This is a genomic window from Longimicrobiales bacterium (genome assembly GCA_028823235.1).
Lineage (GTDB): Bacteria > Gemmatimonadota > Gemmatimonadetes > Longimicrobiales > Gaopeijiaceae > UBA2589.
Map to the genome: position 1 here is coordinate 91,071 of JAPKBW010000002.1, position 15,921 is coordinate 106,991.

Below are 15,921 nucleotides of genomic sequence, written 5' to 3' on the forward strand. Positions count from 1 at the left end.
CATCGAACAGGTCCGCCGAGTACCACATTCTTCTGGTTCTCACTGATGGTGACCTGCACGGGTACGGGATCGTGAAGGAGATCGAGTCGAGGAGTCGCGGCGGGATCCGGATCGAACTCGGGGATCTGTGTCGCTATATCCGGCACTTGGCGGATGAGGGCATGGCTTGAGCCGATCGACATGCGATGATGGCAGGAGGAGCTTGTGCCGTCACACGAACCGGACAGGGGGGAGTATCGGATCTATCGGGACAAGGAGACACCGAACGTCAGCGGTACTACTCCGTGTCCGGCTACGGACCCGAGGTCTTGGCCGCGGAAGCGAGTCGAATGCGTTCGCTCTCCGCCGCAGTGGACGCTTGGCTGGTACTGCGATGACCGTCAAGCCATACGCCCGAGCTGGGCGCCCTTCACACGACATCTGGCCGCATCGTTTATCATGTCTCCATGAACGAGCCGATTCGAATCCGTGGCGCCCGCCAACACAACCTGAAGGGGATCAACCTCGATCTTCCCAGGCGAAGCCTCACCGTTATCACTGGGCCCTCAGGGTCCGGCAAGAGTTCGCTCGCGCTCGACACCCTCTTCGCAGAGGGACAGAGGCGATATGTGGAGTCTCTTTCCACTTACGCCAAACAATTTTTGGAACGGATGGAGAAACCTGATGTCGACTCGGTCGAAGGGATCTCACCGGCCGTTGCCATCGAGCAGAAGAATCCGACCAAGTCGAGTCGATCAACGGTCGGAACTGCAACCGAGGTATACGACTACCTGAGACTGCTTTGGTCGAGGGTGGGGCGATCCCACTGTCCCGAGTGCGGTCGGCATGTGCAGCCGGATACCGTGACATCTGCGGTGGACCGAACGCAGGTGCTCTCCTCGGGGACCAGAGTTTCCGTGGCCTTTCCGTTGCCCCGCAGCGAGTCGATCAAGCACGAACTCGTTGTGGCGAACCTGCGCGCGATGGGATTTGTCCGACTCCTCGTCGACGGTGACTCGGTTGACTTGTCTGACCCCGAGACGGACACTCCCGAGACTCTTGGGCGAGACGTCGCCGTGTCCAATGAACTCCTCGTGGTCGTTGATCGCCTCAAGATTGATCCGAATGAGTCGGAGCGACTCGCGGACTCACTCGGCACCTGTTTCATCGAGGGAGATGGGGAGGCGCTTGTTCTTGTCGCCGACCCGGAACCTGACATGCCCGACAGGCTTCGGTTCACCGAACACTTCCGATGCCCCGATCACCCGGACGTCGCGTTCCTGGATCCGACTCCGCAGCTCTTCTCGTTCAACAACCCGTACGGTACCTGCTCGCTGTGCACGGGCTTCGGCGCGACGCTGGATTACGACCCTGAGCTCGTGATCCCCAACGAGATGCGGTCGATATCAGATGGGGCGGTAGACCCTTGGGCCGCCCCGAGGTACAAGAAGGAGAGAGAAAAATTGCGAGCCTTCGCTACGGAGGCGGACGTATCACTACACTCTGCGTGGCAGGATCTTCCATCGAAATTTCAAGAGCAGATTCTCTACGGCACGAAAGGCTTCAAGGGCGTCATTCCCTTCCTGGTCTCGAAGGAGAACAAACGATACAAGCAGTATATTCGCGTATTTTTGCGGAAGTACCAGGCTCCCAAGATCTGTCGGGAGTGCCGCGGCGCTCGCATTTGTGCTCAAGCGCTCTATGTGCACGTGGGCGATCGTAGTATCGCCGATGTCTCCGATCTGCCGCTCGAGGACCTTCAGCCATGGCTGGCCTCGCTCGAGTTGTCCGATATGGAAGCGCAGATCGCCGCGACCATCTTGCGCGAGCTCACCGCTCGAGTTGGCTTCCTAGTAGACGTCGGACTCGGGTATCTCTCGCTCAGTCGCCAGATGCGCTCGTTGTCCGGGGGCGAGGCACAGCGCATCAACCTCGCAAACTCACTCGGCTCGGCACTGGTCGACACGTTGTACGTCCTCGATGAGCCAACCGTTGGGCTGCACCCGCGGGATACCAGCGCACTCCTCGACCTCCTCGGCCAACTTCGCGAGGCTGGAAACACGGTAGTCGTCGTAGAGCACGACGCGCTGGCAATCCGCGTGGCCGACCACGTAGTCGAATTGGGGCCGGCGTCTGGCGAGCATGGTGGACAGATCGTCTTCGAGGGTTCTCCTGCGGAACTGGAGGGGCAGGACACCGTGACCGGCCGGTACCTGTCTGGGAAGGAGCCTATCTTGCCGGGCAAAGCTCGGGACGTCGGAGGACGAGCGCTCACGCTGCTTGGTGCGCGGCAGCACAACCTTCAGGGCGTCGATATCGAAATTCCTCTGGGCACCATGACGGTGGTCACCGGGGTGTCGGGCTCGGGAAAATCGACACTGATCCACGACGTGCTGTACCGGGCCGCGGAGCGCGAGCTGGGCTCTGGCGAGACGAGTGCGAAGGAGCATCTCGGTGAGGTGGTCGGTGCCTACGACTCGCTCCAGGGGCTGGTCCACGTCGACGAAGTCGTGCTGGTCGACCAATCGCCCATTGGTCGGACGCCAAGGTCGAATCCGGTCACGTATGTGAAGGCTTGGGATACTGTGCGGAAGCTCTTCGCTCAGACGCCCTTATCTCACGATCGCGGGTACGGGCCCGGGCACTTCAGCTTCAACGTCGAGGGTGGGCGATGCGAGGAGTGCAAAGGGGCAGGGGCTGTGGAGGTCGAAATGATCTTCATGGCCGATGTCTACGTGCCGTGCGCCGGATGCGGCGGCCGTCGATACAAGCGCGAGGTCCTCGATGTGAAAGTGCGTGGCAAGAATGTCGCTGAGGTTCTCGAACTCACTGTCGACCAAGCGATCCGCTTTTTCATCCGTGAGCGGAAGCTAGGGAAGACGCTCTGGCAGCTTCAGCAGGTAGGACTCGGCTATCTCCGCCTCGGCCAGCCGGCGACGACGCTCTCTGGAGGAGAGTCTCAGCGACTGAAGATCGCGCGGGAATTCGCACGGGTGTCTGGGAAGAAAGGCCGGAAGCTCTACATCCTCGATGAACCGACGACGGGTTTGGCCGGAGAAGACGTCCGAAAGCTCCTCGAGGTGCTCGGACGTCTCGTCGACGCGGGCAACACGGTTCTCGTGATCGAGCACAACCTCGACGTCATCCGTCTAGCGGACTGGGTGATCGACCTAGGTCCGGGTGCCGGCGCCCGAGGAGGTCAGGTCGTCGGTATGGGTAGACCGGAGACGATTGCGAGCATTCCGGAGAGCCATACCGGGCGATATCTCGCCGAGGCGATACTTGAGGTGGCTGGGCGCCTCTAGGCACCCCGCTCTTTCATGTACTCACTCTCTAGGCGGTCGTCCTCGAGCTGCCTTCTCAACTTTTACCCTCCCCTTGGCAATCCATGAGCCTCAGCGATCCGAGCGTGAGCGTCTTGATGCCGGTCCGGGATGAGTCAGAGCTGCTCGCGTCGGCGATGGAGTCGATGCTCGCCCAGACGCTCGATGACTTCGAGATCGTTCTGGTCGATGACGGGTCGAGCAATGAAACAAGAGATGCCATCGTGGCCTGGGGCGAACGCGACACGAGGGTCACGGTGCTGAGGCAGGCGCCGTTGGGGATCGTGGCGGCCCTCGAGCACGGCCGATCGATCGCGAGGGGACGGTATCTGGCCCGAATGGACGCCGATGACATTGCCCACCCCGACCGCCTCGCGATCCAGTTCGACCTCATGGAGCTTTCTCCCGGACTCGCCGGCTGCGGGTGTGATGTCGAGTACTTTCCACCGGAGGTCGTCCGTGATGGCGCTCGCCGCTACGAGGCCTGGCTCAACGCCCTCGTGAGCCCGGAGCAGATCGCGGCTTCGATTTTCGTCGAATGCCCACTCGCACATCCGACATTCTTCTTGCGATCCAATGTTGTCGAGGGTGTGGGTGGCTACGTCGATCGAGGGTGGCCCGAGGATTACGATCTGGTGCTGAGGCTCTGGGAGGCTGGCCACAGGCTCGGAAAGGTTCCGAGCGCTCTACATTATTGGCGCGAGCGACCCGAGCGCCTTTCCAGGACAGACGGTCGGTACGCGCCGTCCGCATTTCTGCGCTGCAAGGTCCACTACCTGCGGGAGACGCTGCTCGCCAGAGGACGCCCGGTTGTGATCTGGGGAGCGGGGCCGGTAGGGAAGACGATGGCCCGGGCCCTGCAGGCGGAGGGGACCTCGGTGGAAGCCTTCGTGGAACTCGACCCAAGGAAAATCGGTCAAGAGATTCATGGTGCCCCGGTGCTTTCACCAGACGAAACACTCAGTCGGTACGCGGATTCAGGGGCTGAAGGAATGCCCTTGCACCTCGCGGCGGTCGGCCAGGTTGGAGCCCGCGAGCGCATTCTCGAGCAGCTGCGAGGCGCGGGCCTGAGCGTCCTTCAAGACTTCGTCGCGGTGGCCTGATCCGTCGTTCTCGTTCGGTTTCGCATGCCGCATTTCATCGAGGGTTCCGTGATGCGTCTGCGATCTGCAGAAAACCGTTGTGGGAAAAGGCTTTTCGCGGGTTGGTCAAGGGTGGGGACGGGGTTATTTTTTATGGTCTTAAAAACCCTCCCGGCGCTGCGCTTTTTGCCGCCCGGGAGACCCTGCCGCAAGCCACGACCGGAAGTGTGTGCGTATGAGTGACGAGCTCGAGCTCGGAGGTAGTGAAGGGGGGGGACAGACTGTCCTGGCCCGCCTGCTCGAAGACGAAATGAGAGAGTCGTTCATCGACTACTCGATGAGCGTAATCGTCCAGCGAGCCCTCCCCGATGTGCGCGACGGCCTGAAGCCGGTCCACCGACGCATTCTGTATGCGATGAGCCAGGCGGGCCTGAGCCCGGGGCGCGCCTACAGGAAGTCTGCGACGGTCGTCGGTGAAGTGCTCGGTAAGTACCATCCCCATGGTGACTCCGCGGTTTACGACTCTATGGTGCGCATGGTGCAGGACTTCTCCCTGCGCTATCCGCTGGTCGATGGACAGGGAAATTTCGGTTCTGTCGACGGAGATTCAGCAGCGGCGTATCGGTACACGGAAGCGCGCCTCAAACCGTTGGCCACCGAACTGCTGGCAGACATCGAGAAAGAGACTGTCCGCTTCGCAGAAAATTTCGATGGCAGCCACCAGGAGCCGACGGTCCTGCCGGCCCGAGTTCCAAACCTGCTCATCAACGGCTCGTCAGGTATCGCCGTTGGAATGGCGACGAACATTCCGCCCCATAATCTCCGTGAGATCGTCAACGCCACTACGGCGCTGATCGTGGACCCGGACCTCCCTCAGGAAGAGTTGGAGTCGATCGTTACCGGGCCAGATTTCCCGACCGGCGGGTTCATCTGCGGGACCGAAGGGATCCGAGACGCATACCGCACGGGCCGCGGTCGGGTGGTCATGCGCGCTCGTGCAGAGATCGAACAGATCGACGCGAACTCCGAGCGGATCGTTGTGACCGAGATCCCGTTCATGGTGAACAAGTCGCGCCTCATCGAGCAGATCGCACAGCTCGTCCGCGACAAGAAACTCACCGACATTCGCGACATGCGGGACGAGTCCGATCGCGACGGTATGCGTATCGTAATCGAGCTCAAGCGTGACTCCGTGCCGGAAATCGTGCTGAATCGACTGTACAAGCACACGCAGATGCAGTCGACGTTCGGCGCCAACATGTTGGCGCTTGTCGATGGCGAGCCAAAGGTCATGGGGCTGCGGGAAATGCTCCTGCACTTCATCACCCATCGACTCGTCGTCATCGTCAAGCGGAGCGAGTTCGATCTCCGGAAAGCGCAGGATCGCGAGCACATTCTCGAAGGCCTCAAGATCGCCGTCGATAACATCGACGAGGTCATCAAGGTCATCCGAGGGTCCAAGGACACGGAAACCGCCTCCTCCGAGTTGCAGGAGAGCTTCGAGCTGTCCGAACGGCAGGCCAAGGCGATCCTGGACATGCGACTCGCGAGGCTTACCGGCCTCGAAATCGAGAAGCTCGAAGAGGAGCTGGCGGAGGTCCAGGCGGTCATCACCGAGCTTCAGAGGATCCTGGGTTCGGAGGAGGTCCGGATGGGCATCCTCAATGACGAGCTCGAAGAGGTCTCAGCGAAATACGGTGACGACCGCAGGAGCGAGATTGTCCATGCGATCGGGGCCTTCAACGTCGAAGATCTGATCGTCGAGGAAGACATGGTCGTGACCGTATCTCATCAGGGATACGTGAAGCGTCTTCCGGTCCACACCTATCGGGCCCAGCGCAGAGGTGGGCGGGGCCTCCGAGGGATGGACACCAAGGCCGAAGATTGGGTCGAGCATCTCTTCGTCGCGTCGACCCACGACTACGTGATGATCTTCACGCGTCGGGGCCAGTGCTACTGGAAGAAGGTTTGGGAGATCCCGGTCGGCAGTCGTATTTCACGTGGAAAGCCGATCGTGAACCTTCTGAACCTCGGTCCGGATGAGCGGATCGCGGCGGTCGTCCCGGTGCGTGAGTTCAGCGAGGACCGGTACCTCATTTTCGGCACTCGCCTGGGTGTGGTGAAGAAGACGGCACTGTCCGCGTATGGGAACGTGCGCACCGTGGGGCTCAACGCGATCAACATCATGGAAGGCGATGAGTTGATTGAGGTGCGCGTCACGTCGGACGGAGACGAGATCCTCATCGCGAGTCGAAAAGGCATGGCCATCCGCTTCAACGAAGCTGACGCGCGGCCGATGGGACGTGCGACGGGCGGTGTTCGCGGACTCAGGCTCAAGGAAGGAGATGAGGTCGTCGGGATGGTTGTCGCGCGCGAGGACTCGACTATTCTGGCCGTGTCCGAGCATGGACTCGGCAAGCGTACCGAGCTTTCCCAGTACCGCCACCAGAAGCGCGGCGGGTCCGGAGTCATCAATCTTAAGGTCTCCGAGAAGACCGGTGAGGTGGTAGCGGTACGTGCCGTGGACGAAGGTGAACAGCTGATGATGATCACGAAGAAGGGTGTTGTGAATCGCCAGCACGTTTCAGCGATCCGCGTAATCGGCCGAGCGACTCAAGGCGTGAAGCTGATGAATCTGGACGACGGTGACGTCGTTGTAGACGTGGCCCGCGTGGTCATCGACGACGGACACGATGAGGAGCTCGACGGCGAGGGCGGATCGATCGAAGCCGACGAGACAGTCGCCCCGGTGAATGACCAAGCTGATTCGGCCGCAGCACCCGACGATGGTGATCCTGAATCGGAGGCGAGTAACGAAGACACCGACGAGTCATGAGCGGCGTCGTTCAGGGCGAGGGGCTCGTTGGGCTGACCGAGATCAAGGCGGCTTCACGACGCCTTGCGGGTATCATCGTGCCGACTCCTCTGATCCCTGCCGACGTCATCTCGGAGCGCATCGGAGCTCAGGTTCGTCTCAAGTGCGAGAACCTGCAGCGTGCAGGGTCGTTCAAGATTCGTGGCGCTTTCAATTTCATCTCGCAGCTCTCCGATGATCAGGTAAGTGCTGGCATTATCACCTACTCGTCTGGAAACCATGCCCAGGCTGTGGCTCTGGCTGGAAAGCTCAGGGGACTTCGCGTGGTCGTCGTGATGCCGACCACCGCCCCGAAGGTGAAGCGTGATGGAGCGGAGCGACTCGGAGCAGAGGTGGTGTTTGAGGGGACGACTTCAGTCGAACGTCGAGCTCGGGCCGAGGAGATCGCTGAGCGCGAAGACCTGGTGGTCATTCCACCGTTCGATCACCGTCACATAATTGCCGGACAGGGCACGGTTGGCTTAGAGATCGCTCGCGACTGGGCGGACGTCGATATTGTCTTGGCGCCGATCGGAGGAGGGGGCCTCGCGAGTGGTGTCGCCGCTGCAGTGAAGCGGATGTTACCGTCGGCCAAGGTGATCGGTGTCGAGCCAGTAGGGGCGGCATCGATGCGCAATGCGCTCGACAACGGCTCTCCGACACTCCTCCACGAGATCGACACCATCGCCGATGGTCTGGCCCCTGTGATCGCCGGGGAGCTCACCTTCGAGCATGCTCGTGACCTCATTGATGATGTCGTCCTGGTCGACGATGAGGCGATTCGAGCCGCGACTGAAGTCCTCGTCGGACGTCACAAGCTCATAGTCGAATACAGCGGCGCAGCAACGACCGCTGCGCTCCTGTCCGGGAAGGTCGACGTGAAGGGCGGTCGCGTGGCGGCAGTGATTAGCGGTGGGAACCTAGACCCGTCCATCCTCGCCAGCCTGACCTGATCGGGCTTCGGTCTCCCTCTCACACGACCGGCCGCAAATGCGCCGCATCATTCTCTTCGATATCGACGGTACGCTGATCCGCGGCGGACCTGCCAAACACTCCTTCGTGGATGCCATGGTGGAGACATATGGCATGCCTGGGGACTTCGAACGCGTGAGTTTTGCGGGGAAGACCGACCCTCAGATCGCACGGGAACTCTTGGCCGGAGCCGGGATCGGCCACACACAGATCCTCGATGGACTCGACCTGTTGTTCGAGCGATACCTCGTCAATCTCGAAGCGCGCCTGCCCGCCGACCCGGTCACCGTGCTGCCTGGCGTTCCCGAGCTGCTCGATGCCCTGGACGATGTCGACGACGTTGGTGTTGGTCTGCTGACGGGAAACGTGGTCGGTGGGGCGCGGCTGAAGCTTAGCTCTGGTGGTCTATGGGAGCGGTTCACCTTCGGCAGCTATGGATCTGACCACGCCGAGCGGGACGAGCTTCCGGCAATCGCAATTCAGCGAGCCCGCGACTTGTGGGGAGAGCGAGTGGCTGCGGAGCATGCTGTGGTCGTTGGAGACACGCCGAAGGACGTTCAGTGTGGTCGGGCGGGGGGCACCCGCACTCTCGCGGTGGCGACTGGAGGCTTCACGATTGCAGAGCTTGCAACGCACGAACCGGATCACTTACTTGAAAATATGAGTGACACGGAGCGGGTGGTCGAACTACTGATTGCTTGATCGAATGAGGTGACGGAAATATTTTCCTCACCTAAACGAATGTTTGACAGCTGTATCACTGCCACTCTGGAGAGTGGCGTGACAAAACACTGAGGCTCGATTGCTACGAGACCTCTTAAGGGAGAACGAGACGTGTCCAGAGGCGAAGATCGACGACAGGCGCGGGAAACCGAGTCCGAAATGAAGAAGTTCTACTACCTCTTCGCAGCGGTGGCCGTGATCGGCATCGGCGCCGTGGCGTACAACGTAGGGAACGGCATGTTCGGTAGCGCAGTTTCTGCGCCGATCGAGCTCGACCTTGGGAACGACGAAGCGCTCGTAGAGCTCGCGCAGGGCGTCGAGAAGGGTGACGCGGATGCCCCTGTGACGATCGTCGAGTTCGGTGACTTTCAGTGCCCTGGATGCGGATCATTCGCGCTTTCCGTGAAGCCACAGCTTGACGGTACGATCGTCGCGTCTGGTCAAGCGAAGTTCGTTTTCTATGACTTTCCCATCGTCTCGATTCACCCCAACGCTTTCCTCGCTGCCCGTGCGGCGCGCTGCGCGGAGGACCAGGACAAGTATTGGGAGTATCACGAGACGCTCTTCAGGCATCAGGCTCGATGGGCGACGGCATCCATGCCGTCGAGTGCCTTCGAGGACTATGCGAGTGACGTAGGGCTGGACGGCGGCGATTTCTCCGCGTGCCTGAGTAGCGACAAATACGCGGACGTCGTTACCGCGAACATGGAGCTGGGTACGCGCATGGGTGTCAGCGGTACGCCAAGCATCTTCATCAACTTCAATGGTCAGACCCGTCGACTGAGCCGGTTCGATTTCGAGAGCATTCAACAGGAAATCGCGAACATGACTGGCACGGAAGGCACGAACTGATCAACTGGGTTCAGGCGTGACAGATCTCGCGAGCGAAACGTCGCCGACTGACCCGGTCGGGGGCGTTGTGGCTCCGCCCACGAATCGAATGGTCATCGCGATTCTGGCACTCATCGGCTTGTGCGTGGCGCTCTACCTCTGGGCGCACAACGCGGGACTCACCGGCCCCATAGTTTGCGGTGTGGGTGACTGCGCGACCGTTCAGTCGTCCGAGTATGCCACCATTGGGCCGATACCCGTTTCGTCCATCGGCGTGTTCGGGTACATCGTCGTTTTGGCTCTGAGCTTCGTCGGGCTACAACCGGCCCACCGTGATTCCGCTCTGATTGGTGGGTTGCTGTTGACTGGATCTGGAGGAGGGGTCGTCTTCTCTGGCTGGCTCACCTACCTCGAGGCGTTCGTCATCAACGCGTGGTGCCAGTACTGCGTGATCTCAGCGATTCTGATCACGCTTATCTTCCTAGCCTCGCTTCCTGAAATACCGCGACTGCGCGGAGGCACTTCGTGAGTGACTGCACCGTGAAGGTTCGACTTCTCTTTGTAGATGACGGTGAATACCACCATGAGACCGTCGAAATTCCAGCCGCATCGGCTGATCGATACGATCGGCTGATCGACTGCTTCCTCGAGGACACCGATGTCATGAAGAAGCTCTTCGTGGACGTCGGTCGACTGGTCTCCGCTCGCATCGAAGACTAGGGAGCAGAAAGTTCCTTAAGGACGCGCTCGAGCGTCCAATCAGCCACGATCGGCGGTGGCCATAGCCCCCGTCGGTGCCGTCCGATGATCTGCTCGGCCTCCCAACGCGCGCGATCCGCCGTCTCCTGGTCGATGTGCTTCTGGGCAACGCCTTCCAGAAATTCGTCTTCGTCGAGCAGTTCGCTCACATCGGTTGGCGACACCCAGACGTCCAGCCAGAGATCGGTCGTGTGCCAGATGGGCCCGTCGATCACGGGCGGGGTCAGAATGTTCGCGTACACTCCGGTAAATGATCCGTCGGCACGGTGGAATCGACCGATGTCGTGCCACATATCCGGGAAGGTGAACCACACAGCGCGGGAGCCTGTTTCAAGCACGATCTCCCCGTTCACCTGCACCGGTTGTTCCAGTTCCAGGGGTTCCGACACGGTGACAATGACGTCGTCCTGCTCGTGCACGACTTGCTGCACGTAGACACGAAGACGGTCAGGCGGACGGCGATAGTGAATCGCGATCAGGGGGTGTTCAGGCACGTTCGGTGGCGATTCGCTCAACGAACACGTCCATCACGCCGCCACATACCGCGGGGCTCCACGTCGTGAAATCTTCGGTGAGGTCGACGCGCACACGTTCAGACGCCCCAGAGTCGAGCACGCGATAGGCTGACTCGATGACCTCTGCCTCACCACATCCACCGCCGACCGTTCCCGTGAGGCCGTTCTCCGGATCGACCAGCATCCGGGCGCCTACCTTCCGCGGAGTAGATCCCCGTGTGCTCACGATGGTCGCAAGCACGCACGAGCGCCCTGCAGCGCTCGCTTCTGCCAGCGCCCCCGCGAGCGTGCGATCATCTTCGTGCGTCATGAATCGTCCTGTTCATCGTCATCCGTGCTCGTCGGCTCAGGCGCGTCAAAAAATCGCTCAGCGACTCGCTCGACTCCCTTTAGCGGGAGCCCCGTACCGCCACGATCGAGCATGATCAGCTCTGCCGCCACCGCGACTGCGATTTCTTCGGGTGTCTCTGCCCCGATGTCGAGACCGACCGGAGCGTGAATCCGATCGATCAGGTGGCGCTCGACGCCCTCGTCGATGAGTTGCACATAGGTAGCCCGCACTCGACGTCGACTGCCGATCATCCCAATGTATGCCGGCGCCGGATCGGTCCGGAGCGCCCGAATCAGGCACTCGTAGTCGTATTTGTGGCCTCTGGTCACGAGCAATAGGTGAGAGCGCTCATGGAGGACGACGTCGGCGAACGGGTCTGAGAAGTCGGCACGTACCAGACGATCCGCGTCAGGGAACCGCTCCCGCGTTGCGAAGTCCGGCCGGTCGTCGAGCACGATCACACGGTACCCGAGCAGTGCGCCGATGTGGGCCATCGGTTGAGCGATGTGGCCGGCCCCGACAACCAGTAGCTCCTTGATTGGTCGACGCACCTCCAGATACAGCTCGACGATGCCGAGCCCTTCGACCTCGACGGTGCGCAAGCCATCCTGGACACGCAGATCCGACCGAGCAGCGGACATGAGTGCGCTGGCATCTTCGTTCAGCGGTGGTGTGCCAAGGTCGCCAACCTCGATGTCGCCTTGCAGTCGTCGTCGCCCGAGTAGGTGAGCATGATCACACGCGACGACGGTAACGCCGACAGCGGTGCGCCCTTGCTCCGCAGCGGAGAGAAGAGACGCCGAGACTTCAGCTGCGGAGATCGCGCTCATGGGGCCTGATCATTTCCGTTGGATCGGAGCAGTTCGTAGTCGGCGGGTGTGTCGACATCCGTGATCACAGTGGCATCAGGCCAGTCCACGATTCGCGCCCGGTCGAGGTATCGATGAACGACGATCCGTGCTCCGCCCTCTAGTGCCGGGTCGACGAGTTCGTCGAAGAGCCTGCGTCGGAAGAGCGCAGGATGCCCCCGCTTCGCGCCATGGACGGGCAGTGTAAGAGGCGCGTCGGACTCAACGGCCGCATCGATCAGTCGTGAGACCGTCTGGGCCTCGACGAGCGGATAGTCGAGTGGCAGGTAAGCAATCCCATCGGTTTCCGGCGAAGCGGCTCTAATGGCGAGCCTGAGGGAAGTGATCGGGCCCTCGCCTGGGTCCGGATTTCTTACGACCGTGGCTCCGGTTCGTTCCGCCTCCCTCATGACGAGGACGTCAGTCTCGTCGACGATCACATAAACGGGGTCACAGCCGCCGTCGCGAAGCGCCCGGACCGCGCGCTCCAGAAAGCTGGAGTCGCCGAGCATGAGTGCGGCCTTCGGAGATCCCATCCGGCGAGAGACCCCGGAAGCCGGCACTACACCCGCGAACCGAAGTGGATTCACGTGGCGCTCGCACCCGGGAACGCCTCGTAGAATGCTCTATCTTCGGCAGCGAGTCGGACCAGGACTGGGGCAGGCTCGAAGCGGGCTCCGAACTCCCGATGAAGTTCCTGCAGCTGATCGAGCACACCCCGCGGATGCAGCGTGTCGGCGAAACGCAGGAGGCCACCGCGGAAGGGAGGGAACCCTGTTCCCATGATCATGGCCAGATCGATGTCATAGGCGGCAGTAACAATTCCGTCCTCCAGAATTCGTGCGGCTTCGTTTACCATCGACAAGACGAGCCGTCGACGGATGGCGGCATCCGCACCGCTCGTCTGTTCGGGCTCTCGGGCCGTCATTCCGAGTTCTGCGAAGACGCCATTGTCGACGCCCTTCGCGACACCATTCTCATAGGTGTAGAGGCCGGAGCCACCCTTTTTCCCCAGACGTCCGGTGTTGCCGAGAGCGATCAACATCGGCGCGGGCTCAAAACGTTCGCCGAGGCCGGCGTAAAGAGATGCTCCGGCGTGACTCGATACGTCGATGCCAACCTCGTCGATGAGACGGAGCGGGCCCATCGGCATGCCGAACTCCAGGGCCACCCGGTCGATCGTCTCGATCGAACCTGTGTCAGCGAGCAGGTATCCGGCTTCGTTCAGGTACGGCCCCAGAATTCGATTCACCAGGAAGCCGGGTCCATCGCCAACCACGACAGGGACCTTGCCGAGGCGAACCGCGAGTCGATACACGAGGCGTACGGCCTCGTCCGAGGTCTTCGGACCGCGAATGACCTCGACGAGCGGCATCCTGTGCACCGGATTGAAGAAATGCATGCCACAGAAGCGCTCTGGGTGATCCAGCGCGTCGGCCATCTCGGTCACGGAAAGAGATGACGTATTGGTGGCGAGGACACACCGCTCCGAAATGTGCACCTCCATTTCTTGAAGCACCGCCTTCTTCACGGCCATCTTTTCTACGATGGCTTCGATCACCAAGCCTGCATTCGAGAGACCATGGTATTCGAGGCCCCCGGAAATGAGTTCTAGTTGTTGCGCTGCCTCTCGACGACTCAGTCGCCGCCGCTTCACGGACTTGTCGAAGAGCGACTTCGCGTGCCGAAGGCCACCTGTCACCGCGGCGTGATCGATGTCCTTCATGAACACACGGATGCCTCTCGATGCACCAAGCTGGGCGATGCCCCCACCCATGACTCCGGCCCCGAGGACACCGATCTCGTCGACCAACGGGGGCTCCAGACCAGGAGTCGCGCTCGTCGTTGGTGTCGAGGACGTGTCATCCCTGTGAGTTACACCGTCGCCCTTTCGGGCGGCTTCACGCATGTGAAACACGTGAACGAGGTTCTTACACACTGGAGCCACGAGGAGCTCAGCCGCGGCCTTTGCTTCGGCCAGGAGGCTGGCCTCAATCGGGCCACCCATGTGGTCTCGGAGGATATCGAGAATCCGCAGTGGGGCAGGGTAGTGGCCTCCGGTCGTCGCGAGGACCTTTTTGTGTGCCGTACGGAGCACGATTCGCCGCCCGAGAGCGGTTTCGTCGAGGAATCGGGTCAGAAGCGGTCGTTTGCCCGTCGCGCCACGATCCGGGTTCTGGACCACGCCGAGGGCGAAGGCCCTCGCTTTGTCCTCGAACAGTCCTGCCGGGAACACTTCTGATGCCAGGCCAATACGCTTCGCCTTGGAGGCGTCGATGCGCTTGCCAGTCAGCAACAAGTCGAGAGCGGCCTGGAGCCCGATCAGGCGGGGCAGGCGCGTTGTACCGCCCCACGCCGGGAGGATGCCCAGCTGGACCTCAGGCAGACCCATCTTCGTCTTCTTGGCATCCGACAGGACCCGGTACCCGCACGCGAGCGACAGTTCGACTCCTCCACCGACGCACACGCCATGAATCGCCGCAATTGTCGGAACCGTGAGGGCTGCGAGGTCATCGTAGATCGACTGCCCGATCCGAATGGCTCGCTCGGCCGCTTCGGGGTCTTCGACGCTACCGATGATCTCGATGTCGGCTCCGGCGATGCACGAGTCCGGTTTTCCGCTTCGCACGATCAACGCCACGAGTCGCCCTTCACGGGCCGCGCCACGCGCCTCGTCGATCAACTCTCCGAGCCGAAGCATCACTGACTCGGTCAGGACGTTCATCAAACGGTCGGGGTCGTCGAACGTGATCCAACCGACCTGGGAGGAGTCGATCTCGAAGGTTGGGGTCGCGCTGTGTGTCATCGCGGCTCGTGTGCGAGGGGCTGCATCGTCACCACAATAGGCAACCGAGGCGCAAAAGGAAGCCGCCCGGGCGCACTGAAGGCGCCCGGGCGGCTGAAGCCCCTGTTTCCGGCTTGGTCTAAAGCTTAACGCGCTCGTCAGCGTTCGACCGATTCAGCTTGACCGTGAGCGGTTCGCCGCCTTCGACCACGATCGGCAGGTTCCAGTACAGCTCGGTGTAAGCAGTCTCGTAACGCGCGTACACCCAGTAGGCACCGGGCTTCACGTTCAGGCCGCCGCGGGCCACACCGCTCGCATCGGTCGTGTCTACGACCCAGTCGAGCCCCGTGACCGATTGCTTAGTAGCGAAGACGGTGCCGATGTCGGCGAAGGCCTCGTCGCCCCACTGCTCCTGAATGATTCGCACAGAGTCGGAAGCTCGAATCGTTCCCTGCTGAAGCGAGTCGAAATCGTCGAAGGTCTGCTCGACCTCAGTCTCGGCTGCGCCGTACTCACTGTCCCAGTCCTGCCACTCGCGGAACAGAGCCACGTATGCGGCCTCACCGCGTGAGTAGCCTTCCATAGCTTTGTTCAACTGTTGCAGCGTGTCCCGAATCGTCGCCCAGCGGCGGTTGGCCTCATCCCACTCGGCCTGTGCTGTCTGGACTTGGCTGCGGCGCTCAAGGAGTTCCTGAGGAATCTCTGGCTCGGGCGTTCCGTACAGGGTAGCCATCTCTCCGAAGACCACATCTCGATCGAACGGGATCAGTTGCACTTCGATGTCGGGCAGGGCGCGTGCCGATGTGCCTTCTCCGTCAAGATTCGGGAGATCGAGCTCCATCGTGACCACGACCTCTGCTGGTCCGCACGCAGCGGTTGCCAGTAGCAGGCTCAGGGCGAGCGGTAGATTCCTTCTCAT

Annotated in this window: 14 protein-coding genes; 8 read left to right on the forward strand and 6 right to left on the reverse strand. The window is 61.4% G+C overall.

Features of this window, described 5'->3' with window-relative positions:
* Positions 1-446 precede the first annotated feature (446 nt).
* The 8 genes from uvrA to OSA81_01275 all read left to right on the forward strand — a co-directional run bounded on the left by uvrA (position 447) and on the right by OSA81_01275 (position 10,484).
* A complete protein-coding gene (uvrA, locus tag OSA81_01240; protein MDE0897617.1) occupies positions 447-3,284 on the forward strand; it encodes an excinuclease ABC subunit UvrA in 2,838 nt (945 codons plus the stop codon).
* A gap of 104 nt (positions 3,285-3,388) precedes the next feature.
* The gene (locus tag OSA81_01245; protein ID MDE0897618.1) at positions 3,389-4,405 is read left to right on the forward strand and encodes a glycosyltransferase; all 1,017 of its coding nucleotides are present in this window, start codon (positions 3,389-3,391) and stop codon (positions 4,403-4,405) included.
* Positions 4,406-4,619: 214 nt separating this feature from the next.
* Complete coding sequence (gyrA, locus tag OSA81_01250; protein MDE0897619.1) at positions 4,620-7,220, forward strand: DNA gyrase subunit A; 2,601 nt, start codon at positions 4,620-4,622, stop codon at positions 7,218-7,220.
* Positions 7,217-8,191: a threonine/serine dehydratase gene (locus OSA81_01255; GenBank protein ID MDE0897620.1), complete on the forward strand. Its 975-nt coding sequence runs from the start codon at positions 7,217-7,219 to the stop codon at positions 8,189-8,191. The genes gyrA and OSA81_01255 overlap by 4 nt, the downstream gene beginning before the upstream one ends.
* Positions 8,192-8,228: 37 nt before the next feature.
* Entirely contained in the window at positions 8,229-8,912 is a 684-nt protein-coding gene (locus tag OSA81_01260; protein MDE0897621.1) for an HAD hydrolase-like protein, read from the forward strand.
* A 180-nt stretch (positions 8,913-9,092) separates the two neighbouring features.
* Positions 9,093-9,785, forward strand: coding sequence for a thioredoxin domain-containing protein (locus OSA81_01265; protein MDE0897622.1), 693 nt, complete (start codon positions 9,093-9,095; stop codon positions 9,783-9,785).
* A 16-nt stretch (positions 9,786-9,801) separates the two neighbouring features.
* The gene (locus OSA81_01270) at positions 9,802-10,293 is read left to right on the forward strand and encodes a vitamin K epoxide reductase family protein (protein MDE0897623.1); all 492 of its coding nucleotides are present in this window, start codon (positions 9,802-9,804) and stop codon (positions 10,291-10,293) included.
* Positions 10,290-10,484 carry a hypothetical protein gene (locus tag OSA81_01275; protein MDE0897624.1) on the forward strand — a complete coding sequence of 65 codons (195 nt, stop codon included), beginning with the start codon at positions 10,290-10,292 and terminating at the stop codon, positions 10,482-10,484. Before OSA81_01270 ends, OSA81_01275 begins: the two co-directional genes overlap by 4 nt.
* Here the strand turns inward: OSA81_01275 and OSA81_01280 are convergent.
* The 6 genes from OSA81_01280 to OSA81_01305 form a co-directional block, all read right to left on the reverse strand.
* Complete coding sequence (locus OSA81_01280) at positions 10,481-11,038, reverse strand: DUF402 domain-containing protein (protein ID MDE0897625.1); 558 nt, start codon at positions 11,036-11,038, stop codon at positions 10,481-10,483. The two genes, OSA81_01275 and OSA81_01280, sit on opposite strands and share 4 nt — an antisense overlap.
* The gene (locus OSA81_01285) at positions 11,010-11,348 is read right to left on the reverse strand and encodes an XdhC family protein (protein MDE0897626.1); all 339 of its coding nucleotides are present in this window, start codon (positions 11,346-11,348) and stop codon (positions 11,010-11,012) included. Before OSA81_01285 ends, OSA81_01280 begins: the two co-directional genes overlap by 29 nt.
* Positions 11,345-12,199, reverse strand: a complete 855-nt coding sequence (locus tag OSA81_01290) for an XdhC family protein (protein MDE0897627.1) — start codon at positions 12,197-12,199, stop codon at positions 11,345-11,347. The genes OSA81_01285 and OSA81_01290 overlap by 4 nt, the downstream gene beginning before the upstream one ends.
* Positions 12,196-12,807 (reverse strand): nucleotidyltransferase family protein, encoded by a 612-nt coding sequence (locus tag OSA81_01295; GenBank protein MDE0897628.1) that lies wholly within the window; start codon positions 12,805-12,807, stop codon positions 12,196-12,198. Before OSA81_01295 ends, OSA81_01290 begins: the two co-directional genes overlap by 4 nt.
* Positions 12,804-15,023, reverse strand: coding sequence for a 3-hydroxyacyl-CoA dehydrogenase NAD-binding domain-containing protein (locus tag OSA81_01300; protein ID MDE0897629.1), 2,220 nt, complete (start codon positions 15,021-15,023; stop codon positions 12,804-12,806). Before OSA81_01300 ends, OSA81_01295 begins: the two co-directional genes overlap by 4 nt.
* A gap of 118 nt (positions 15,024-15,141) precedes the next feature.
* Complete coding sequence (locus OSA81_01305) at positions 15,142-15,921, reverse strand: hypothetical protein (GenBank protein MDE0897630.1); 780 nt, start codon at positions 15,919-15,921, stop codon at positions 15,142-15,144.

Coding starts and splice junctions, on each gene's coding strand:
- uvrA (MDE0897617.1), top strand. CDS start 447: ATGAACGAGCCGATTCGAATCCGTGGCGCCCGCCAACACAACCTGAAG.
- gyrA (MDE0897619.1), top strand. CDS start 4,620: ATGAGTGACGAGCTCGAGCTCGGAGGTAGTGAAGGGGGGGGACAGACT.
- OSA81_01255 (MDE0897620.1), top strand. CDS start 7,217: ATGAGCGGCGTCGTTCAGGGCGAGGGGCTCGTTGGGCTGACCGAGATC.
- OSA81_01260 (MDE0897621.1), top strand. CDS start 8,229: ATGCGCCGCATCATTCTCTTCGATATCGACGGTACGCTGATCCGCGGC.
- OSA81_01265 (MDE0897622.1), top strand. CDS start 9,093: ATGAAGAAGTTCTACTACCTCTTCGCAGCGGTGGCCGTGATCGGCATC.
- OSA81_01285 (MDE0897626.1), bottom strand. CDS start 11,348: ATGACGCACGAAGATGATCGCACGCTCGCGGGGGCGCTGGCAGAAGCG.
- OSA81_01290 (MDE0897627.1), bottom strand. CDS start 12,199: ATGAGCGCGATCTCCGCAGCTGAAGTCTCGGCGTCTCTTCTCTCCGCT.
- OSA81_01300 (MDE0897629.1), bottom strand. CDS start 15,023: ATGACACACAGCGCGACCCCAACCTTCGAGATCGACTCCTCCCAGGTC.
- OSA81_01305 (MDE0897630.1), bottom strand. CDS start 15,921: ATGAGAAGGAATCTACCGCTCGCCCTGAGCCTGCTACTGGCAACCGCT.